Origin of the sequence: Corynebacterium macclintockiae (genome assembly GCF_027570165.1) — a bacterium.
GTDB classification, from domain to species: Bacteria; Actinomycetota; Actinomycetes; order Mycobacteriales; family Mycobacteriaceae; genus Corynebacterium; species Corynebacterium macclintockiae.
The window spans coordinates 81,644-103,259 of record NZ_JAKMUV010000004.1; the positions used below are offsets into that span (position 1 = coordinate 81,644).

Below are 21,616 nucleotides of genomic sequence, written 5' to 3' on the forward strand. Positions count from 1 at the left end.
ACAGAAGTTTAAAGAACTCTTTTACTTTAACGGGGCATGTCATTTGTTGTCACAACAACGACACCCGCGGGGCGCTCCCCCTCCAGCATGGTTACACCAGTGAGGGTGCGATCGGTCACCTCATCCCGTTCGCGCGAGGAGATGCCGAGGTCCTTGGCGAGCTGCTCGGCTAGCTGACGTTCGGCGTCATTACCCTTCGAGTAGAGCACTACAGACGTCGGGAACACACCCGATTCGTCCGGGAGGTTGCCCACACCGGTCTTGCTCCACTGTTGGTCGCGCATCTTGTTAGCTACGTCGCCGGCGAGCCCTGCGATGGGACTGTTGTTGAGGACGGCCACATAGGTGTTTTCTTTATTGACGCCACCCTCCGCCGGATTAGCTTCGCCTTCCTGGCGCCCATCGGCGGAAGCATTCTCCCGGCCAGCCTGCTCGCCTTCCGGCTTCGGCTTGTCGGACTCGGGACCACCGGGGGTGCGCGAACCCTGCTCGTTCGAGGGAGCCTTACCAGGCTGGTTCTGCGCCTGGCTGGTCTGCTGGCTCTGGCTGGCCCGGTTGGATTCGTCGGAATCCTTCCCCGTCAGGGAGTAGGCAGCCCAGCCGATCAGCAGGACGGCCACAGCGATCAGAATCATGGCGAGCCCGCGGAGGGGCAAGCCGAGGTTCTCGCTATCCTCTGCGTCGTCGAGTGCATGGCGTGGTCGGTTCGAATCAGTCACGCCTCAGATTTTAACTTTCGCAACATTGGTAACAAGCCTGACACGCGCGGTCGCTCACTCTTCGTCGCGGCGGCGCAGCAACATCCGCACCAACACGGGATCGAAATCCAGCGCCTCGGGGCGCTCGATCAAACGGTTGAGCTGTTGGAAATAGCGCACCGGATCCACCCCGAACTCGCCACGGATGTGCTCGTTCTTTGCGCTGGTATCCAGCCACCAGTGGCGCTCAAACTCCAAAATGGCGATCTCTCGGTCTGACAACATGGCAATAGATTCTAGACTGTGAGTCATGACCATCATGCCTATCGTCATCTGTGGCGACCCCGTCCTCCACAACCCCACCACCAAGGTGGACCCGAGCGAGATCCCAGACCTCGCCACCCTGATCGAGGACATGTACGAAACTCTGTCCGCGGCCAATGGTGTGGGATTGGCGGCCAACCAGGTTGGCGTCAATAAAAGGTTCTTCATCTACGACTGCCCCGACACAGAGCTGGGCACAATGCGCCGCGGCTGCGTGATCAACCCGGTACTGGAAACCAGCGAGATCCCCGAATCCATGCCCGACGAGGAAGAGGACGAGGAAGGCTGCCTGTCCGTACCCGGCTACTCCTTCCCCACCGGCCGCGCCGACTGGGCGCGAGTGACCGGCCTGGACGAAAACGGTGAGGAAGTCACCGTCGAGGGCACCGGCTTCTTCGCCCGCTGCCTTCAGCACGAGGTCGGCCACCTGGACGGTTACCTCTACACCGACACCCTGATCGGCCGCTGGAAGCGCAAGTCCAAGAAGGCCATTAAGGCCGAGGGCTGGGATCACGCAGGCAACACCTGGCTGCCCGGCGTGGACGAGGATCCTTTCGGACATGAATAAGGACACGACCTTCTCCGCCGCTCACGCCGGTGCGCGGCGGGTGGAAGGCTTCGGGTTCCCGATCAGCCGCCTCACCGACCCCGTCAGCATCCGCCCGGGCGTGCGCGTGGTGGTGCGCTACCGCGTCACTGAAGACGCAGGCACCGTCACCGACGCGATCGGCGTGCTCCGCAGCGTGAACCCTTTGCAGGTCGACGACCGGATCATCCCGGACGGCAACGTGGTGGTGCTGAAGACCCTGAGCGCGAAACCCGTGCGCAACAGCGATATACGCGCGCTGGAGACCGCCAAAGCCGCAGCCTTCCCCGGCATCGATAACCAGATGATCGGCGGCTGGCTGGCGCGCGCGGGCGATGGCATCACCGAACGCAGCAACTCCGCAGTACCCATCGGTCCGAGCGCCGGGCTGCAAGAAGTTCCGCTCGCGGAATTGCAGGAGTTCTACCGCTCCCACGACCTGCCGTGCCAGCTGATGATCCCCGACCGGATCGGCCGCCCCGCCGAGCACCTGCCGGGTGAACGCGGGCCGGAGATCGTGGTGATGAGCAAAGACCTGGGTGGACAGCCAGAAAGCCAGCTGACCCCGCCACTTGCCGACGCACAGGTCGCGCTCACAGTCGACGACAGTCCGACTGCCGACTGGTTCTCCATGTACGAGTTCCGCGGCCAACCCCTGCCCAAGAAGGCCCTGGATCTGCTGAGCCAACGCATCGACGGCCAGCTAGGCTTCGCGCGCCTGACCATCGACGGGCAACTCGCAGCCATCACCCGCGCCACCATCACCGACGGCTGGCTGGGCTACTCCGCCGTGGCCGTCGCCCCGGAATACCGCCGCCAGGGACTGGGCACCCTACTGTGCCAGCACATCCTGGACTGGGGCAAGGACAACGGCGCCGACCGCGCCTACCTGGACGTTATCGATTCCAACACCGCCGGAAAGGCGCTGTACCACAAGCTGGGCTTCAGCGAACACCACCGTAGTCGCAGTCTGCGCACGCGCTAGAATGCTTAACCATGCGCATCGCCACGTGGAACATCAACTCCGTACGCACCCGCGAGGAGCGGGTGCGCGAGTTCCTGCAGCGCAGCGACGTCGACGTACTGTGCCTGCAGGAAACCAAGTGCACCGACAAGCAGTTCCCCGATTTCTCTGACACTGGCTACCAGCAGACCCACTTCGGCCTGCACAGCTTCAACGGCGTGGCCATCCTGTCGCGGGTGGGGCTGGAGGACGTGCAGACCGACTTCGGCCAGCCCGGCTTCGACAAGGATCTGGACGCTGACCAGGCCCTGGAGGCACGCGCGATTGGCGCGACCTGCGGCGGCGTGGAGATCTGGAGCCTGTACGTTCCTAACGGCCGCGAGATCGCGGATCCGCATTACTCCTACAAGCTGCGGTGGCTCGACGCCCTCGCGGCGTATGCGGCGGGCTCGGGCGTGGGGGCGTCCGAAAGAAAGAGCAGCCAGAAGTTGTGCCTGGTCGGCGACTACAACATCGCCCCGCGCGACAAGGACGTATGGGATCGCAGCTTCTTCGACGGTCGGACGCACGTGACCCCCAACGAGCGCGCCCGGCTGCGCGCCCTGGAGGATGCGGGGATGACGGCCGCGACGGACCTGATCGCCGACGAATACACCTACTGGGACTACCAGGCCATGCGCTTCCAAAAGGGCGAGGGAATGCGCATTGACCTGCAGTATTGCCGCGGGCTTACCCCGACTTCCGCGCGCGTGGATCGCGATGAGCGCAAGGGCAAGGGTGCCTCCGACCACGCTCCGGTGATCGTGGATTACAGCGTCGACGGCAACGCTGACGGCAAAGCCAACGGCGGAGTCTAAGCCATGCCGTTCCCCGATCTTTTTGGAATCTTCGGCGAGTTCACCGACGACCTGCAATGGTGGCAGGTCACGCTGGTCGTTCTGGACTACACGCTCAAGGTCTTTGCCCTGGGCTGGGTTCCTAAGGAACGACGCCCCACGTCCGCCATGGCCTGGCTGCTCGCCATCTTCCTCATTCCCTTCCTGGGCATATTCCTATTCCTGCTGATGGGCTCGCCAGCGATCAACCGGCGCCGCCACCGCATCCAGAACCAGGCCAACGAGCTGATCCGCACCATGAGCTCCGACGAGCCCGACGTGCCAGAGGGCAGCGAACTGAGCGATGAACTGCGCTCCCTGGTGCGCCTCAACCGCGAACTCACCGCGCTGCCGGCGGTGGATGGGACGATGCAGGCGCTGCATTCGGACTACGAGGAATCCATCGCCGCCATGTGCCGCGCCATCGACTCGGCGAAAGACTATGTAAACGTCGAGATTTACATCATGGCCTGGGACGATACGACCGAGCCCTTCTTCGAGGCGCTGGGGCGCGCCGCACAGCGCGGCGTGACGGTGCGCGTGCTGTGGGATCACATCGGCGCGCACAAGTACAAGGGCAACAAGAAGCTGGGCAAGAGGTTGAAGGCCATGGGCGTGGACTGGCAGGTCATGCTGCCACTGCAACCTTTCAAGTGGCGCTTCCGCCGCCCCGACCTGCGCAACCACCGCAAGCTAGTGGTCGTGGACGGGCGGGTGGCTTTCATCGGCTCGCAAAACATGATCGAGGCCCCGTACCAGAAACCGAAGAACCACAAGATCGGCCGCGAATGGGTGGACGTGATGGCGGAGCTCACCGGGCCGATCGTCAGCACCATCAACTCGGTTTTCGCCGTGGACTGGTACACCGAAACCAACGAGGAACTGGACCTGATCAACCCCACGGATGCCAAGGAGTGGCTGCATACGCACGACCAGGACACGGGCGCGGACATCATGCAGATCGTGCCCTCCGGCCCGGGATTCACCACGGAGCCGAACCTGCGACTGTTCACCTCTATCGCACACCACGCCAAGCACACGCTCAAGCTGATCAGCCCGTACTTCATCCCCGACGAGTCCCTCATGGAGGCCGTGACGACCGCCTGCTACCGCGGCGTGCGGGTGGAGCTCTACGTCTCCGAGAAGTCGGATCAGCCGATGGTGGGGCACGCGCAGGCCTCCTACTACTCGGAGCTGCTGAAGGCCGGGGTACACATGTACCTGTACCCCTACCCGAAGGTGCTGCACTCCAAGTTCGCCATCGCCGATGGCGAGGTGGCAGTGATGGGTAGCTCTAACATGGACATGCGCAGCTTCGGCCTGAACTACGAGATTTCACTGATGGTCGGCAAGGGCGAGCTTTTGAACGCACTACGTGCGCTGACGGACGACTACAAGGAGCGTTCGGCGCTGCTCACCGAAGAGCAGTGGAGCACCCGGCCGCTGTACAAGCAGTACGTGGATAACGTCGCGCGGCTCACCAGCGCGCTGCAGTAGCATTCGGCGTTCCCTTTATTGGCAAATCAGGCAATAGTGGGATCAGCGTCATATAGGGTGTTTCACAAGTTATTAATGAACGAACGCTAAAACGCCAAAAGAGAGTTTCGCCGATGACCCCGTCACCCCAGAAGCCGCCACAAACGCCTTCCCAGCCACAGGTACGCGGGCGCAAGGCACCCGAGATACTGCCGGAGATCGACGTCGCCGAGATCGCCACCGCAGTGTATGACTTTCTTTCTGCCACGCGCCGGTTGATGGAGCGCCCGAACCAGTCACTGGAGATCTCCCAGTCGGAGATCGAGGTGCTGCAGTTCATTTCCCAGCATCCGGGCTGCGGCGTTTCCGACGTTGCCCGACTGCGCTTCCTCCGCGCCTCGAACGTATCGGCCACTGTCCGGCGCCTCATCAACTCCGGTCTGGTACGCCGCCAGGCCAACCCGGAGGACAAGCGCGCCCAGGATCTTTACCTCACCGACGAGGGCGTGGACATGATGAACTCCATCACCGACGAGTGGGCGCTGATCATCACTAAGGCCACCGACCGCATGGACGCGCGCGACATCGCAAAGCTGCGCCGTGGCGTGCCCGCGCTGCGCAATCTTTCCCTGGCCGCGGAATCTCTCGTCGACGATCTACAGCGCAAGCCAGACTAATCAGTGCAAGCCGGCTTAGCCCGACATGCGAAAGCCCCACCTGGCGCGTGATAGCCGGTGGGGCGAAGGGGCGTCCTAAATAGAACGCCTTTAAGCGTCGCGCTTCTTTAGCGTGATCAGTCCAGCCACGAAGAGCACCACACACCACGCGGCGAAGTATAGGATCGAGCCGGTCTGACCCCACGGCGCATCCTCCAGGTCGTGCATGCCGGTGAACGCGTCGGCGTTCGTGAAAGGCATGTACGGCGGCAGCCAGTCGCGGACCTTCGGCACCAGTTGCACCAGCGTGCCCTCGATAACCAGGTTCCACAGCAGCAGGGCGGCAATGCCACCTGCGGTGTTGCGCACCAGGTAACCCACGCCGATGGCGGCGGCGATGGTCAGCAGCAGGAAGACCTCGGTGCGCCAGATCTGCTCCCACAGGCCGTCGGCGCCGAGGCCGGCCTTGCTCAGCAGCTCCTCGTCCTCCAGCTTCCAACCGAGCGACCAGCGTGCCAGGATCGTGCCGACGACGTTCGACACAAACGCCAGGATCGAGGCAATCAGCCCATAAACCAGGAACTTCGCGATCGGCACCTGCCAACGCGTCGGGGTGGCCAGCAGGGTGGTCTTGCTGGTGTTCGAACCGTATTCGGTGGTCACCATCATGACGGACTGGATCATCACGATCATCATGCCGAAGGTCAGGAAGCCGTTGAGGCCCATGCCAGCGTTAATGGAGCTGGCGACGGACATGTACAGCTCCGGGTCCTTCTGCGTCTCGGCGCTACTCAGCAGCGAGCCGGTCATGCCGCCGTTCAGCAGCGCGAAGCCTAGCGAGAAGAACAGGATCAGCCCGGAGGTCCACCACAGGGCCTTGGTGCTGCGGATCTTAATGAGTTCCGACTGGATCACGTTCACCATTACTTGTCCCCTTCTTTCTGCAGGCGCACGGCCTTGCCGGTTGCCTCGGCGGCCTTCCCGGTTTCTTCAGCCTTGCTGGTTGCCTCAGCCTTTTCTTGGTGACGCCCCGCCGTGGATTCCGCCTCTGGGGCTTGAGCTGCCTCTGTGGCTTGAGCCGCCTCGACGTTCGCGTGGTACTCCACGTGCTCTTGCGTCATACGCAGGTATGCGTCCTCCAGACTCGGGCGCTTCTCAGATAGCTCGCGCAGACGCAGCCCATAGCTGTAGGCCAGGGCGCCCACCCAGTCGCTTTCCTGCTGCGGAATGGTGAGTGTCGTGCGACCGTCCAGGTCCTTGCCCTCTTCGAAGCGCACCTGCTCCTCCATCAGGGCTGCCTTCATCTCATCAACGTGGTCAGTTCGGACGACGGTGGCTACCTCGGAGGTCGACTTGATGAACTCGTGGGTGCTCTGGTTGGCCACCAGCCGACCCTTGCCGATGACGATCAGGTGGTCGGCGGTCTGCGCCATCTCGCTGAGCAGGTGCGAACTGATCAGTACAGTGCGACCCTCACGGGCCAGCGCCCGAACGAAGTCACGAACCCAGCGGATGCCCTCCGGGTCCAGGCCGTTGACCGGCTCGTCGAGGATCAGGACCTCCGGGTCGCCCAGCAAGGCGCACGCCAGGCCGAGGCGCTGCCCCATGCCCAGAGAGAACTTTCCGGCCTTACGACCGGCAACGTCGCTGAGGCCCACAATACCCAGGACCTCATCCACGCGTTTCTTAGAGATGCCGTTCGCCGCGGCGACCCAGCGCAGGTGCGAAGCCGCGCTGCGGTTGGGGTGCACCCACTTCGCGTCCAGCAGGGTGCCCACCTTGGACAGCGGATGCTTGTATTCGGCGTATGCCTTGCCGTCGATTCGGGCAGTGCCCTTCGTCGGCTCATCCAAACCGACGATCATTCGCATCGTCGTAGACTTGCCGGCACCGTTGGGTCCTAAGAACCCGGTAACTATTCCGGGGGTGACCTCAAAGTTCAAATCATCGACTACCGTAGTGCCTTTATAGGCTTTGGTAAGGGAACTGACCGTAATCATGCGTTCCAGTGTGCCACACTAAGTCGACTTTGTAGACGCGAAATTACTTAGGGTGTATATACTTTGTGCTTATGCCCCCAGTGACTGCGTTCGAGGCAGACCGGTGGATGGACAGCGACGAGCACCCCACCGGTCGTGGGCGGTCGTTTAGGGGACTGATGAATCCGGCGCTGGAAGCGCCGCGCAGGTTCCTGAGATTTGCCAGGACATCCCCTGGTCTTCTCAGCATCATCTCCACCATTCTGGTCTTGGCTATCCTCGCCGCCGGCGGCGCGATGGTCTACAGCTCAGAAAATCGCCAGTCGCAGCTAAATACCCTCGTCACCCGTACCGAACCTCTGTCGGACGCAGCACAGGAGCTTTTTAACTCACTGTCCGTGGCGGATTCCGTGGCCACCACCAGCTTCCTGCGCAAGTCCACCAGCGATACGGCCACGAAGGATTACGACGCGGCCATGACCAGCGCCTCGTCAGCCATCATCCGCGCCACCAGTGGCATCGATGACATTGAGTCGCGCGAGATGGCGCTGGTGCTGCAGATTCAGAACTCTCTGCCGGATTACCTCCAGCTGATGTCCAAAGCGCAGACGCACGACCGCCTGCGCAACCCCGTCGGCGCTTCCTACCTGACTCAGGCTTCCACCCTGATGCAGAACACGATGCTGCCCGCTGCCCGGGAGCTATATTCCAGGACCTCGGAGGAAGTCTCCGCCCAGCAGGCGAAGCTATCTGCTCCCCTCTGGTTCCCCCTCTCCGGAATTGTGGCGGCGATCATCATGCTGGTCATCGCGCAATTCTGGCTCGCAGCACTGACCAACAGGCGGCTCAACATCGGATATGTAGCGGCCACCGGACTTATGTTGTTTGCACTCGTGTGGGCGTCCACAAGCGCAGCCCTGACGTGGCACGCGGGTAACCAAAACGTGCAAGGCACCGTGCGACCGCTGGAGCAGCTCACCGCAGTGCGCATCTCGGTGCAACAATCGCGCACACAGGAAGCGCTGGGGCTGATTCAGCGTGACTACGGCAAGGATCGCCAGCAGAAGTTCTCTGATTCCATGGCCGACATCGATTCGAAGCTGGAAGCACTGCGCAAGCAAGTGAGCCACCCAGAGCGCATCGATACGGCGCGCGAAGCCCTGCGCTCGTGGGACGAATCGCACGCGCGCATGGTTTCTGAACTGCAGAACGGCCGCTACACCGAAGCGCTGGCGGCCGCGCTGGACACGAAGGTGAAGAAAGACCCGAATGGCAAGGGCATCCAGGACGGCCGCGGGCCGGGTGACCCCGGCGAGGACACGTCGGACTACACGATCGTGGACGATGAAATGCAGGAACTCATCAGCAGCATCCGCGCCGAGCTGCGCGATATTCTGGTCGAAAGCCGCAGCGCCGCTGGCCGCGTGACGAACCTGGTTCTGGCCCTGACGGTCCTGTCGGCCCTGTGTGTCATCGGCGGCACGCGACCCCGACTGCAGGAGTTCCTCTAATGGCACAGCAGCACTCACGCACTTTACGTTCACGCAATCCACACAGTCCGCGGATTCAGCGCTGGTGGCCCGCTTTGTTGAAGCCGATCGCAGCAACCCTTTCTGCCGCCGCGCTTGCCGCAACCACGGCCTGCGCCATGGATAACCCCACCCTGCCCGAATGGCCGAACGCTAAGCACAACGCCAACGAAGACCTGCCCTACGGCGCGTCCTACGCCGATTCTGCCGATGTACCGGGCGATGCGGACGCCGCAGCGGATATGAACCCAGCCATCGACAACACAGGCAGTGAAGAACCCTATGGCTCTATCAAGCCGGATACCCGCAAGCCGAAGGAACGCGTGCCGGAGATTTTCCGCCGGGGTCGTCTGATCGTGGGCGTAGCCCAATCGCTGAACCGGCTGGGATTCCGCGACCCCGTCACGGGTGACGTCGCGGGCTTCGAGGTGGACTTGGCGCGGGAGATCGCCAGGGATATCTTCGGCGACCCCAACAGGATCGAGTTCCGCTACGTGGAGAGCCGCGAGCGCGCGGAAGCGCTACGGAGCGGGGACGTAGATATCGTCGTGCGGACGATGTCCCCCACCCGCTCGCGCCAGTCGAAGGTCGAGTTTTCCATTCCTTACCTGCAGGTTCATTCGCGCCTGCTGGTGCTGAGCGATTCCAAGATCGAAAGCTTCGACCAGCTGCACGACAAGACTGTGTGCGTGACGCGCGACTCGACCTCCGCCGTGCGGATCAAGCAATACGACGTGGGGAGGCTGCTGCTGGCCCAGGCATGGACTGATTGCCTCATGGCCATGCAGCGCTTCCAGACCGACGCTATCTATACGGATGACGCCATCCTCACCGGCCTGAAGGCCCAGGATCCCTACACCGCTCTGGTGGCCGAAACCTCGAATACGAACCACTACGCGGTGGCCATCGCACCCCCGGGATTCCCTCGAAAGACAACAGGCCTGGTGATGCAGGTGAACTCCACGCTCGAGAGGATTCGGCGCGACGGAACGTGGCAAGACCTGTATGACACGTGGCTGGCGGACTACCTGGGGCCGGCGTCACCACTACCGTTAAAGTACCGCGACGAAGAAGCATCGAAGGAACTCAACAAGTTAAGGCGAAAGGCGGTGGAGGAACAATGACGCAGCACGATGACGAGCAGCCGCGCGGGGGCGTGAGCGATAGTGCAGAGGGCGAGGGCGTTAGCGAGCCCGAAGTGCACACCGAGGCGGTGCCCTTCGACCCCTTCGCCGACGAGGACACCGACGAGAGCACCGAGGCTGTAATCTTCGACCCCTTCGCCGACGACGATGCCGACGAAGACACCGATGAGACCGTACGCAACACCGCCCCCGTGGGCGCGGTATCCCCGGCCAGTGCCGTGGACTCGGGAGAACGCTCCCGGATTGAGGCGCTATCGACATTCCGCAAGAGGCGTGGCACGCACCGCTCCGGCGCGTCCGTGGCCGACGGCATGGTGCAGCTGCCTTTCATCGCCCCGACGGACCCCGAAGACGCGGTGATCGACCCCACCTCGGCAATCGAAAAGGGCATTGCCCCGCCGACGTTGAAAGCAGGCGACATCATCGCAGGCCAATACGAGATTCTGGGCCCCATCGCACACGGCGGCCTGGGGTGGGTGTACATCGCGGTCGACCACAACGTCGCCGACCGCTACGTGGTGCTCAAAGGCATGATGGCCACGAAGAACGAACAGGAACGCGCCGTCGCCGAATCAGAGCGGGCATTCCTGGCGGACATTACGCACCCCGGCATCGTGAAGATCTTCAACTTCATCGACGATCCGCGCTCGCCCGGTGGGTTCATCGTGATGGAGTACGTCGGCGGCCCGTCGCTGCGCGCCCAGCGGCGCAAGCTGGCTTCCGGGCTGCTGGAGCCGGACGTGGCGATCGGCTACATCCTAGAGATCCTGCCTGCACTGGACTACCTGCACTCCCGTGGAGTGGTGTACAACGACTTGAAGCCGGACAACATCCTGATCACCGAGGATCAGGTGAAGTTGATCGACCTGGGCGCGGTGACGGGCATCGGCGCGTTCGGGCACATCTTCGGCACGAAGGGCTTCCAGCCCCCCGAGATCGCGAAGACCGGGCCGACCGTCGCCAGCGATATCTACACCGTCGGTCGCACACTGGCCGCGCTGATTGTGAATTTGCCGGTGGTCGACGGCGTGTATTCGTCACAGCTGCCCACCCCGGACGAAGTGCCGCTGTTCCGCGAATACCTTTCCCTTTACCGCTTGCTGCTGCGCGCGACAGATGAGAACCCGGACGCGCGCTTTGGCTCCGCCACCGCGATGGCAAACCAGCTGATCGGCGTGCTGCGGGAGATCCTGGCCATCCGCGACGGCCGCCACTACCCGCACCTGAACACCCGCTTCACCGCGCAGCGCAGTACCTTCGGCACGAAGCACATTGTGTTCCGCACGGACCAGCTGGTCGACGGTGTGGTGAGGTCCGCGGAGGTTTCCGTCCCCGAGGTCGTCAGCGCGTTGCCGACCCCGCTGGCCGATTCGAAGGATCCGGGCTATGGGCTGCTGTCCGCCACCAGCTTTACCGAGGCCGGCGACCTGCTGGATACCCTGCGCGCGGCCTATGCCCAGCCGGACTTGAAGCATTCCGTGGAGATTCCCCTGACGATGGTGCGTGCGCTGTTGGACGTGGGGCGTACCCGCGAGGCACAGGATCTGCTGGCCGAGCTGAAGCCGCGGCTGGAGAACGACTGGCGCTTCCAGTGGCACTCTGGGGTTGCTGCGCTGCTGACGGGGAAGTTTGCGGAGGCGCAGAAGTTCTTCAACCGGGTGCTGTACATTCTTCCCGGCGAGCCTGCGCCGAAGCTGGCCTTGGCTGCGACGGATGAGCTGTTGCTGCAGCAGCAGGGCGTGAACTCCACGAAGCTGCTGAGCGAACACATCGCCCGCGCAGCCTCTTCCCTGGCTTATGCGCAGCGGGTGCCGGTGAAGGATTACACGGGCATTCCTGGCTGGGATCACATCACGCAGGATCCCATCAGCCTGCGATTCCACGCCATGCGCTTGTACGGGTTGGTGTGGGCCACGAACCCTTCCACCGTTTCGAGCGCGTTTGGCCTGGCCAGGCAGCTGTACGCGGAGGGCATGGTCGATTCGGCCGTCGCGGCGTTGGATCGGCTGCCGCAGTCGTCGCGGCACAATCGTTTGGCGCGGTTGACTTCTATTCTGTTGCTTATTTCTGACGCCAACCGCCTCACCGAATCCCGCATCCGCCGTGCGGCTAGGCGTTTGGAAACGCTGCCGACTAACGAGCCGCGACTGTCGCAGGTTCGGATAGCCGTGCTGAGTGCGGGGCTGACGTGGCTGCGGGGTGTGGGCGACGTGCCGGATGATGGCGCTGGTGTGGTCGGCGGCGTGGTCGGCGGCGGCGTGGTCGGCGGCGGCGTGGTCGGCGGCGGCCCGGCTGGCGACTTCAACGCATCTTCCGGCACTTACGGATCCAAAGCTCCGGACAGCCTTCCCAGCCCCAGTACATCTTCCAGCGGGTCCTCCGGCGCGTCCTCCAGCGCGTCGTCCAGCGCGTCCTCCGGCGCGTCCTCCAGGACTGGCGCCTCTAAAGCCCCAGACGGCTCAAGCGGCTCCGGCGGCCCCGGCGGCTCCAGCGGCTCCGGTAAAGCGAGACGTCGAGCCGCGTCAGCGCCACTATTTGACGTGCAATTCACCGAGCGCGGACTACGCTCCGGCCTTGAAGCGAGCCTGCGCCAGCTGGCTCGCCAGGCTCCTTTCGCCCGCCACAGGTATCACTTGGTGGACATGGCCAACCGGATCCGCCCTCGAACCTGGTTCTGAGCAGGCTTTTCCCCTGCTCCGCCCCCTCCGCCCTCTCTCGTCCTGCCCGGCTTTCCCCTGCAGTCCCACCTGCCCAGCTTTCCCGGATCAAATGTCGCTAGATCGGGAATCCGCAGGCCATCTGCCAGTCAAATGTCGCTAGATCGGGAATCTGCGAAGGCCGAAAAAATTCTGTGCCCAGCTCCAAGCCCTCTACCTGCACTTTTACACTAGTGAAAACTCATTGCATTAACGTATTCTCGTTCTAACGACATTTCGGTTCCACAAGCCCCCAATCGGAACCCCAACAGCGCACATATTCTCACCCTAACGACATCCCTGCCCCGACGGGGCTAAATAACCGCCAACGCGCGAACCCTCTCCACATTTTGAGGCAATTCACCCTCCCCAAGAGTTCTACATGTCGGAAAAGTTGCAAAACGTAGAGCCAGCAAAACTTGTGCCACCGACAACAACGCTCCTACCTGCAGTTTTACATAAGTAGAAATAGTACCCAATAACGTTTTGCAGCTTTTCCGACATTTTGACCCAGCCAAGGGAGCTAAACCGGCACTACTGCTGCGCAGCCAGCTCCGTCGCCTGGCGGGCAATCGCCAGCTCCTCATTGGTGGGCACCACGAAGACCTTCACCTTGGAATCGTCAGTCGAGATCTCCCGTGCGCCGACGACCCCTTCGGAGTTTTCATTCCGCGCCTCGTCAATCTCAATGCCGAAGTTCTGCAGGTCAGCCATTGCATCGCGGCGCACCTGCACCGCGTTCTCGCCCACGCCTGCGGTGAACACAATCGCGTCCACGCCACCGAGAATCAGCATGTAAGACCCGATGAAGCGGCGAAGTGCGTGGATGTACACGTCGTAGGCCAGCTGAGCGTCCTCATCGCCATCCTCGATCATGGTCTTCAGCTCGCGGAAGTCATTCACCCCGGCCAGCCCCTTCAGGCCGGACTCGCGGTTCAGCAGTTTGTCGATCTTATCCACCGTCATGCCACCGGAGCGCGCCAGGTGGAAAATAATGCCAGGGTCAATGTCGCCGGAACGGGTGCCCATGACCAGGCCGGCGAGTGGCGTCAATCCCATCGTCGTATCAACAGCCTTCCCGCCACGAATCGCGGCGGCCGAAGCACCGTTACCCAAGTGCAGAGTGATCTGGTTGACCTCCTCGGCGGGCTTGCCCAGCAGGTCCGGCACCTTGGAGGATACGTACTCGTGGCTGGTGCCGTGGAAGCCGTAGCGGCGGATGTTGTATTCCTCGGCGACGTCCTTCTTGATGGCGTAGTTCGCGGCGTGCTCCGGCAGCGTGGAGAAGAACGCGGTATCGAACACGGCCACGTGCGGAACGTGTTCCAGCAGCGCTCGCGCGTTTTCGATGCCGTCGATGTTCGCGGGGTTGTGCAGCGGCGCGAGCGGGATCAGGTCCTTCAGCTGCTCAATCACGTCGTCGTCGATCAGTACGGGCTCTGTGAACGTTGCCCCGCCGTGGACCACGCGGTGCCCTGCTGCTACCAGGTCTAGGTCTTGGGGTCCGACGCCCAGTAGCGTCATCATGCCGAAGGCACGTTCTAGGCCAACAGAGTGGCTGAGGATAGGGCGATTGTCCTCCATCTTCGACGTTTCCGTCTGAATCTGGATGTGCCCCTTCTTCTCGCCGATTTTCTCGACAATGCCGGAGACGAACGGGTCGGCCGTCGCGTCGGCATTCGGGTCGAGAACCTGGAACTTGATGGAGCTGGAACCAGAGTTAAGGACGAGTACGTACTGGGTCATTTGTCTTCTCTCTTCTTTGTCGGGGCTGCCGCTTTGTCGGGGCTGCCGCTGGGCCGGAGCCGCCGCATAGTGCGCTTTATGAGCCTCTACTTAGCCTGGATCGCCGTGATCGCCACGGTGTTCACAATGTCCGGAACGGTCGCCCCGCGGGACAGGTCGTTCACTGGCTTGTTCAGCCCCTGCAGAATCGGCCCCACTGCCAGGGCGTCGGCGGTGCGCTGCACCGCCTTGTAGGTGATGTTTCCGCAGTTCAGGTCCGGGAACACGAACACGGTCGCCTGCCCGGCCACGTCGGAGCCCGGCAGCTTCTTCTGGCCAACGGATTCCACGACTGCGGCGTCGAACTGCAGCGGGCCGTCCAGCGGCAGATCCGGGTTATCCTCTTGGGCCTTCTTCACTGCGGCAGCAACGGCCTCGACGTCGGCACCGGCGCCTGACATGCCGGTGGAGTAGCTCAGCATCGCCACCTTCGGCTCAATGCCGAACTGGGAGGCGGTCTGCGCGGACACTGCGGCGATCTCCGCCAGCTGCTCAGGCGTGGGGTTCGGGTTCACGGCGCAGTCGCCGAATGCCCACAGCACGCCGTCCATCACCATCAGGAAGATGGAGCTGACCACCGAGGATCCCGGCGCGGTCTTAATGATCTGGAACGAGGGCTTAATGGTGTGTGCGGTCGTGTGGGCCGCGCCAGAGACCATGCCGTCGGCGATGCCCTTGTGGACCATCATCGTGGCGTAGTAGCTGATGTCTTGCATCGTCTCCCGCGCCTGCTCCAGCGTGATCCCCTTGTGCTTGCGCAGCTCGGCGAACTCGGTGGCGAACCCCTCCAACTGGCTACCCTCGGTCGGGTCAGTCAGCGTGGCTGTAGAAAGATCCAGCCCCAGCTCCTTGGCTCGGCTGGCGATCTGGTCCGGGTTGCCCAGGATGGTCAGCTTGCACACTTTGGCGCGCAGCAGCTGGTCGGCGGCGGTGAGGATGCGGTCGTCCTCGCCTTCCGGCAGCACGATGTGTGCGTTCTTTTCGCGGGCCTTGATCATCAGGTTGCGCTCGAACAGCTCCGGCCCGATCACCGGTTCCTTGGCGCCGGCCTTCGCAATGTCCTCCAGTGCGACGTGGCGGATCGCCTTCCCCTCGGCCTCGACGGCGGTGGACGATGCCGAGCCGGCCGCGGCGGTGGCGTCAATAAAAGAGATACCGGCAGGTGTGCGGTCGGAGCGGACGAGCTGCCCGGAAGCCAACTGCAGCGCCGTGGCATCGGCTGGGCTGCCCGCGACGAGGTAGTGGGAGGCTCCGGCAGCGGCGGCGAGGCGCGAATCGAAGTTGATTTCCCCGGTGCCCAGCAGCACTGCGCCTGTCGTAGGTCCAGCCGCATTGCCAGCCGCGCTGTCGGTAGCTGCTTCCGCGCCGTAGGCCGCGTCGAGGGCGGCGGCAAAGTCCGGGGCCGACGGGCGGATCGTGTCGAAGATGTCGACGGAACCTGCTTCGCCCAGTGCTTCCAGGATGTCGGAGCGCCGGGCGGCGGCGCTAGCTATCGGCGAGATAACGGCATTCGTACCAGTGGATCCAGTCCCAGTAGACACAGCTCACGTACCTTCCTCAATGGAGTTCTTTTCTCACCTCCATTGTGCCTTGGCCGCCCCGCACTGGCGAGGCGCGCGCGGAAGGTTCGCCCTCGTTTTACCCCCTGGCGCGCTCTTTTTCTCTTTCTTGTTCGCACTGTTTTTCGTATTGACGCCCACTTGCCGACCGCTCGGCGGCCACAGCATCGCTGTCAGAGGTGGATTGCTGCGAGTTTTCCGGTACATCGTCGCCGGTCAGTGAGCGTTCCAGCAGGGAGCGCTTGCGGACGACAACGAGTGCGACGATGACGGCCAGGCCGATGAGGATGACGGCGACTACGCCGAGGAAACCGAAGTAGTTCACCAGTCGGCTGGAGTTCAGCAGCATCAGCAGGGCACCGACCACTCCGCCCAGTACTTCTGGCTTCATAATGGTCACGATCCACGCGGCAATGGGGGCAGCGATGGCGCCACCGACCAGCAGGCCGACCACGGGCTGCCAGTTCTGCGAGAGCTCGGAACCCATGCCGACTACGAAGCCGGCGGAGGCGGAGACGGAAACCAGGAACTCGGCGGTGTTGACCGTGCCGATGATGCGGCGGGGCTCGGCCTTGCCCACACTCATCAGAGTGGAGGTCGTGACCGGCCCCCAGCCGCCACCACCAGAAGCATCCAGGAAGCCACCGGCCAGGCCCAGGCCTGCCAGGCCGAAACGGGAGCGGCGGGTGGTGGAGACCGGCTGGGTTTTTTCATCCTTCTTCCACGGCACGGCCACACTGCGCACCAGCACGTAGGCGCCGAGAAGCACCAGCAGGGTGGAGACGACGGGCTCAGCGGCCTTGGTGGATAGGTTGCTGAGCACATAGGCGCCCATAAAGGCACCGATGGCTCCCGGTACGCCGAGGGCGAGGACAGTCGGCCAGTGGACGTTCTTCAGCCGCCAGTGCGACAGGCCAGAAAACAGCGTGGTGCCGACCTCTGCGAGGTGGACGGCGGCGGAGGCGTGCGCGGGACCGAGGCCGGAGAAAATCAGCAGCGTTGTCGCCGTGATGCCGAATGCCATGCCTAGCGCGCCATCGACCAACTGGGCTACCACGCCAACGATGGCGAAAATCAAGATCTTCATGGGTTAGTCCTAGAGAGTTGTGTTGTGAGGGGAGCTGTTGTGAAGAGGGCTGTTGTGGGAAATCGGTTAGGGAGCTTGGCTAGGGAAGTTAGGGCAGAGCGCAACAGGCGCGGCTGATAACGACCGGAGCAACCGCGGCACCGAGGTGACGGGTACATGTCCGGCCGCTTGGCATTCGGTCTTTGGCTCTGTCCCACAGCAGCCCGGGGCTGACGAACAGCGGCACGGTGACGGTGCGTTCGTCCGCGAAGTCCAGCAGGGCGTTCGTATCCTTGCCCGGGTGCTCGCCCGTGGCAACGAAGGAGCGAGTGGTGCGCATGTTCAGTCGGGCGCCGACGCGCTCGGCGAACTCGGCTACCGCCTCGTTGGCGCCGGGCTGGCTGGAACCCACGAAATACAGCGCCAGCTTGTCGATGCTGGCACCAGCGCTCTCGGCATCTGCAGGCCCAGCGGTAATCTCAGCAAGATACTGAGCCGTAAAGTCAGCCACCAGCGCTTCCATGTCAGCACCGGTTCCCAAGCCATCGGCTAGATGCAGGGTCAGGCTGGCGGAAGAGGTGGCGTCGATAGACTCGGCAGCCTCAGCAATGGCAGCGGGGACGTCGTGACGGGCGTGAAAAGCCCTAGTGAACAGCAACGGAACCACAACCGCCTCCGAGTACCCCGCCGCGACTACGCGGTGCGCGACGGTGGCCAGGGTGGCGGGGTGGAAATCCAGGAAAGCGGCAAAGGCCGGCACCCTAGTGCTCTCGGCGATACGCTCGGCGATCTCGACGACCGCCTGGTCCGCCTGTGGGTGGCGGGATCCGTGCGCCAAGCAGATGATGGGTACCGGCCGGGTCATGTTAGTTCACCAAGCCTGCGGTCAGAGTGTCGCCGCTACCCGGGTTGACCAGCAGGAACGAGCCAACTCGGCCGCTGCGGCGGTAGGCCTCGACCGGCAGGGGCTCGGCCACCGTCACGCGCACCTCTGCGATGTCGTTGAGGGCCAGCTCGTCGGCGCTGCCGTGAGCGATCTCCTCTTCACTGCGGTTGCGACCGGAGATGTCCACGCGCCGGATGACCTCGTCCACGCGGCCCCGCACCAGGGCGGTGCCGTAGCGCACCAGCACATTGCTGCGCAGGCGCACCGGGGTCTCGGACAGGTGGAACACCGTGGCAGTGAAGGTCTGCTGTGGTTCCGGCAGGTCGTCGGCCGCGATGATGTCCCCGCGGGACAGGTCGATGTCGCGGTCCAGTCGGAGGGAAACGGACTCGCCGCGGGTGGCGGTCTGCTGCTCCCCTGCCGGACCGTCGATGCCCTCGATGATTGCCTCGCGGCCGGCGGCCAGCACCTTATCGCCGACGGACACCTTGCCCGCGGTGATGCGGCCAGCGTAGCCACGGTAGTCGGTGGCGTGGTCGCGGATGACGATCTGGATCGGGAAGCGCAGGCCGCGCTCGACGTCGACGGTGTTCTTCGCCGGCTCGGCGGTCTCCAGGATCTCCAGTACGGACGGCCCCGTGTACCACGGGGTGTTCTGGCTACGCTCGACGACGTTATCGCCCAGCAGAGCGGAGGTCGGAACCACGTCGACGTGTGCCAGTCCCAACTCGGTGACCAGTGCGTCCACATCGGCCTTGACGTCGTTAAACACCTGTTCGCTGAAATCGACCGCGTCGATCTTGTTGACGGCCACGATCACGTGGGAGATCTTCATCATCGCCGCCACGGTCAGGTGGCGACGGGTCTGCTCGATCACGCCGTTGCGGGCGTCAACAAGAACAATGACCAGCTCGGAGGTGGACAGGCCCGTGACGGTGTTGCGCGTGTACTGCACGTGCCCCGGGGTGTCGGCCAGGATGAAGCTGCGCTTGTCGGTGGCGAAGTAACGGTAGGCCACGTCGATGGTGATGCCCTGCTCGCGCTCGGCGCGCAGGCCATCGACCAGCAGGGACAGGTCGGGGTTCTCCAGGCCCTTGGCGTTGGAGACGCGCTCCACAGACTCGTACTGGTCGGCCAGGATGGACTTCGTGTCGTGCAACAATCGGCCCACGAAGGTGGACTTGCCGTCATCGACGGAGCCGGCGGTGCACAGGCGGAGGGTCGGCAGGTTGGTGGACATCAGAAGTAACCTTCCTTCTTGCGATCCTCCATGGAGGACTCACTGAGCTTGTCGTCGGCACGGGTGGCGCCGCGCTCGGTGGTGGTGGACTGGCGGATTTCGTCGATCACGTCCTCGATCGTCGTGGCGGTGGAAAGGACGGCGCCGGTGCAGCTCATGTCACCGACGGTGCGGTAGCGCACGGTCTTTTCGACCAGCTCCTCGCCTTCCTTCGGACCACCCCACTCGCCCGGGGTCAGCCACATGCCGTTGCGGTTGAATACCTCGCGCTGGTGGGAGTAGTAGATCGCCGGAACCTCAACGTTGCGGTCGCGGATGTAGTCCCACACGTCGGCCTCAGTCCAGTTAGAGATCGGGAACACGCGAATGTTCTCCCCCACCTGGTGGCGACCGTTGTACAGGCCCCACAGCTCGGGGCGCTGGCGGCGCGGGTTCCAGCCGCCGAAGCTGTCGCGCACGGAGAACACGCGCTCCTTCGCGCGCGCCTTCTCCTCGTCGCGGCGGGCACCGCCCAGCACCGCGTCGTATCCGCGGTTCTGGATGGTCTCCACCAGCGGCACGGTCTGCAGCGGGTTTCGGGTGCCGTCGGGGCGCTCCTGGACACCACCACTGTCGATCCAGTCCTGGACGGCGGCGACGTGGAGCGTCACCTTCGGATCCGCAGCGATCTTGTCGCGGAACTCGATGACCTCCGGGAAGTTGTGGCCGGTGTCCACGTGCACCAGCTCAAAGGGAACCGGTGCGGGGTGGAAGGCGCGCTTGGCCAGTTCCAGGACCACGACGGAATCCTTGCCGCCGGAAAACAGCAGCGCGGGACGCTCGAACTGGCCTGCTACCTCGCGCAGGATCTCGATTGCTTCCGCCTCGAGGCTCGCCAGGTGCGGCGAGAGGGCGGTGATGTTGTCATTGCTCATGTGTGAAGTCCGCATTCTGTCTTGTTGGAGCCGGCCCAGCGGCCGGATCGGGGGTCCTGTCCTTCGGCAACCGGCAGGGTGCATGTTTCGCAGCCGATCGACGGGTAGCCCTGCTTCGTCAGGGGGTTGATGATCAGATCGTGGTCGGCGATGTAGGCCTCCACGTCCTCGTCACTCCAGGCGACGATGGGGTTGATCTTCAGCCGACCGGTGCGGTCGACATCCAGCACCGGGGTGTTGGCGCGCAAGGCGTTGTCCACGCGGCGCACGCCAGTGATCCAGGCGTTGAAGGGGTTCAGCATCCGCGCCAGCGGCTCGACCTTGCGCATGCGGCAGCAGGCGGTGTTGTCGCGGGAGTACAGGCGCGGGCCGTAGGTCTTGTCCTGCTCTTCGCGGCTGAGCACCGGGGTGATGTTCTCCAGCGGCAGGTTGTAGCGCTGCTGGACCTTGTCGCGGGTCTCGAGCGTCTCGGCGAAGTGGTAGCCGGTATCCAGGAACACCAGCTCGGCGCGGTCGTCGGCCAGGCGCCCCTCGGCCAGCTCGGCCAAGACTGTATCCTGCATCGACATGGTCACGGCGATCTTCCCGGGCACGTGTTCGGCCACCCAGTCCATGATTTCTTCGGCGCTGGCGCCCTCTAGCTTGTCGTTCCATTCGGCGACGAGCTGCTCGTTTGCCGCTCGCTCCTCGTCGCTCAGCGGCGTGGTCTTGGTCGGCGCGCCCTTCGGACTCTCGGCGGGGTCTCGGTACTTGTCCGAATTCCCGCCGAGCAGGCCGGTCGCATCTACCAGGCTCATGAGCTCCTCTTCTCGGGGTTGTTGGGTTTGTGAAGTGTGTCTTGCAAGAACTCGGGGAAGCTTTCCCTAGACAGACCGATCAGTCTGTTTTAACCTTCACCACAATAGACCAATCTGTCCATCTTCTCAACCAAGTTCAAGATTCTTTGTGACGCCCCACCGCCGCTACCTGCGCAAAGGGCACGAAAGGTCTTTCAGGGGTGGAGGCAAAGGGCGTCAATAAAAAGTCAGTTACAACAGCTGTCCGTGGAACTTGACGGAGAAAACGCGCATACACTCGCGGCACTGCCAGGCGTTGTCGGTCTCCGCGTCGGGGAACAGGTTCTGGGACATGCAGTAGGGGCAGTTATTCACGGTGGCGCGGCGGGCATTCGGGTGGCCCGCACGGCCGCCAAGCTGCTCGTTCACGCTGGGCAAGGAATCCATATCGGGAACACTCAT

General features: G+C 63.4%; 20 protein-coding genes. 8 read left to right on the plus strand and 12 right to left on the minus strand.

What is annotated here, in order from left to right; all coding sequences use genetic code 11:
• Positions 1–26 precede the first annotated feature (26 nt).
• On the minus strand, positions 27–719 hold the full coding sequence (locus L8U58_RS05205; RefSeq protein ID WP_269954843.1) for a LytR C-terminal domain-containing protein: 693 nt from the start codon (positions 717–719) through the stop codon (positions 27–29).
• 54 nt (positions 720–773) lie between these two features.
• Positions 774–983 carry a DUF3263 domain-containing protein gene (locus tag L8U58_RS05210; protein WP_034971735.1) on the minus strand — a complete coding sequence of 70 codons (210 nt, stop codon included), beginning with the start codon at positions 981–983 and terminating at the stop codon, positions 774–776.
• A 25-nt stretch (positions 984–1,008) separates the two neighbouring features.
• Between L8U58_RS05210 and L8U58_RS05215 the strand changes: the two genes are divergently transcribed.
• From L8U58_RS05215 to L8U58_RS05235, 5 genes are all read left to right on the plus strand, one after another.
• Complete coding sequence (locus L8U58_RS05215; RefSeq protein ID WP_034969180.1) at positions 1,009–1,590, plus strand: peptide deformylase; 582 nt, start codon at positions 1,009–1,011, stop codon at positions 1,588–1,590.
• On the plus strand, positions 1,583–2,593 hold the full coding sequence (locus L8U58_RS05220) for an N-acetylglutamate synthase, CG3035 family (RefSeq protein ID WP_269954844.1): 1,011 nt from the start codon (positions 1,583–1,585) through the stop codon (positions 2,591–2,593). The genes L8U58_RS05215 and L8U58_RS05220 overlap by 8 nt, the downstream gene beginning before the upstream one ends.
• Before the next feature lie 11 nt (positions 2,594–2,604).
• Positions 2,605–3,429 (plus strand): exodeoxyribonuclease III, encoded by an 825-nt coding sequence (locus tag L8U58_RS05225; RefSeq protein ID WP_269954845.1) that lies wholly within the window; start codon positions 2,605–2,607, stop codon positions 3,427–3,429.
• A 3-nt stretch (positions 3,430–3,432) separates the two neighbouring features.
• Complete coding sequence (gene cls / locus L8U58_RS05230; protein WP_269954846.1) at positions 3,433–4,944, plus strand: cardiolipin synthase; 1,512 nt, start codon at positions 3,433–3,435, stop codon at positions 4,942–4,944.
• A 113-nt stretch (positions 4,945–5,057) separates the two neighbouring features.
• Positions 5,058–5,600, plus strand: a complete 543-nt coding sequence (locus tag L8U58_RS05235) for a MarR family winged helix-turn-helix transcriptional regulator (RefSeq protein ID WP_034969194.1) — start codon at positions 5,058–5,060, stop codon at positions 5,598–5,600.
• 90 nt (positions 5,601–5,690) lie between these two features.
• On the opposite strand, the gene L8U58_RS05240 is transcribed toward L8U58_RS05235, so the two are convergent.
• Positions 5,691–6,503, minus strand: coding sequence for an ABC transporter permease (locus tag L8U58_RS05240; RefSeq protein WP_269954847.1), 813 nt, complete (start codon positions 6,501–6,503; stop codon positions 5,691–5,693).
• Positions 6,503–7,579 (minus strand): ABC transporter ATP-binding protein, encoded by a 1,077-nt coding sequence (locus tag L8U58_RS05245; RefSeq protein ID WP_269954848.1) that lies wholly within the window; start codon positions 7,577–7,579, stop codon positions 6,503–6,505. The genes L8U58_RS05240 and L8U58_RS05245 overlap by 1 nt, the downstream gene beginning before the upstream one ends.
• A gap of 71 nt (positions 7,580–7,650) precedes the next feature.
• Here L8U58_RS05245 and L8U58_RS05250 point away from each other — a divergent pair, with 71 nt between their 5' ends.
• The 3 genes from L8U58_RS05250 to L8U58_RS05260 are packed head-to-tail and all read left to right on the plus strand — an operon-like array spanning position 7,651 to position 12,910.
• On the plus strand, positions 7,651–9,069 hold the full coding sequence (locus tag L8U58_RS05250; protein ID WP_269954849.1) for a hypothetical protein: 1,419 nt from the start codon (positions 7,651–7,653) through the stop codon (positions 9,067–9,069).
• Entirely contained in the window at positions 9,069–10,211 is a 1,143-nt protein-coding gene (locus L8U58_RS05255; RefSeq protein ID WP_080716679.1) for a transporter substrate-binding domain-containing protein, read from the plus strand. Before L8U58_RS05250 ends, L8U58_RS05255 begins: the two co-directional genes overlap by 1 nt.
• Positions 10,208–12,910 carry a serine/threonine protein kinase gene (locus L8U58_RS05260; protein WP_269954850.1) on the plus strand — a complete coding sequence of 901 codons (2,703 nt, stop codon included), beginning with the start codon at positions 10,208–10,210 and terminating at the stop codon, positions 12,908–12,910. The genes L8U58_RS05255 and L8U58_RS05260 overlap by 4 nt, the downstream gene beginning before the upstream one ends.
• 552 nt (positions 12,911–13,462) lie before the next feature.
• Here the strand turns inward: L8U58_RS05260 and L8U58_RS05265 are convergent.
• The 8 genes from L8U58_RS05265 to L8U58_RS05300 form a co-directional block, all read right to left on the minus strand.
• Positions 13,463–14,674, minus strand: coding sequence for an acetate kinase (locus L8U58_RS05265; protein WP_269954851.1), 1,212 nt, complete (start codon positions 14,672–14,674; stop codon positions 13,463–13,465).
• 86 nt (positions 14,675–14,760) lie between these two features.
• The gene (gene pta / locus L8U58_RS05270; protein WP_420839835.1) at positions 14,761–16,254 is read right to left on the minus strand and encodes a phosphate acetyltransferase; all 1,494 of its coding nucleotides are present in this window, start codon (positions 16,252–16,254) and stop codon (positions 14,761–14,763) included.
• A gap of 97 nt (positions 16,255–16,351) precedes the next feature.
• The gene (locus tag L8U58_RS05275; protein WP_034969216.1) at positions 16,352–17,359 is read right to left on the minus strand and encodes a sulfite exporter TauE/SafE family protein; all 1,008 of its coding nucleotides are present in this window, start codon (positions 17,357–17,359) and stop codon (positions 16,352–16,354) included.
• Positions 17,360–17,447: 88 nt separating this feature from the next.
• Positions 17,448–18,203, minus strand: a complete 756-nt coding sequence (locus L8U58_RS05280) for a sirohydrochlorin chelatase (RefSeq protein ID WP_269954852.1) — start codon at positions 18,201–18,203, stop codon at positions 17,448–17,450.
• Between the two features lies 1 nt (position 18,204).
• A complete protein-coding gene (locus L8U58_RS05285) occupies positions 18,205–19,464 on the minus strand; it encodes a sulfate adenylyltransferase subunit 1 (protein WP_269954853.1) in 1,260 nt (419 codons plus the stop codon).
• Complete coding sequence (cysD, locus tag L8U58_RS05290) at positions 19,464–20,378, minus strand: sulfate adenylyltransferase subunit CysD (protein WP_269954854.1); 915 nt, start codon at positions 20,376–20,378, stop codon at positions 19,464–19,466. The genes L8U58_RS05285 and cysD overlap by 1 nt, the downstream gene beginning before the upstream one ends.
• Complete coding sequence (locus L8U58_RS05295; protein WP_269954855.1) at positions 20,375–21,175, minus strand: phosphoadenylyl-sulfate reductase; 801 nt, start codon at positions 21,173–21,175, stop codon at positions 20,375–20,377. Before L8U58_RS05295 ends, cysD begins: the two co-directional genes overlap by 4 nt.
• A 231-nt stretch (positions 21,176–21,406) precedes the next feature.
• Positions 21,407–21,616: a hypothetical protein gene (locus L8U58_RS05300; RefSeq protein WP_034971702.1), complete on the minus strand. Its 210-nt coding sequence runs from the start codon at positions 21,614–21,616 to the stop codon at positions 21,407–21,409.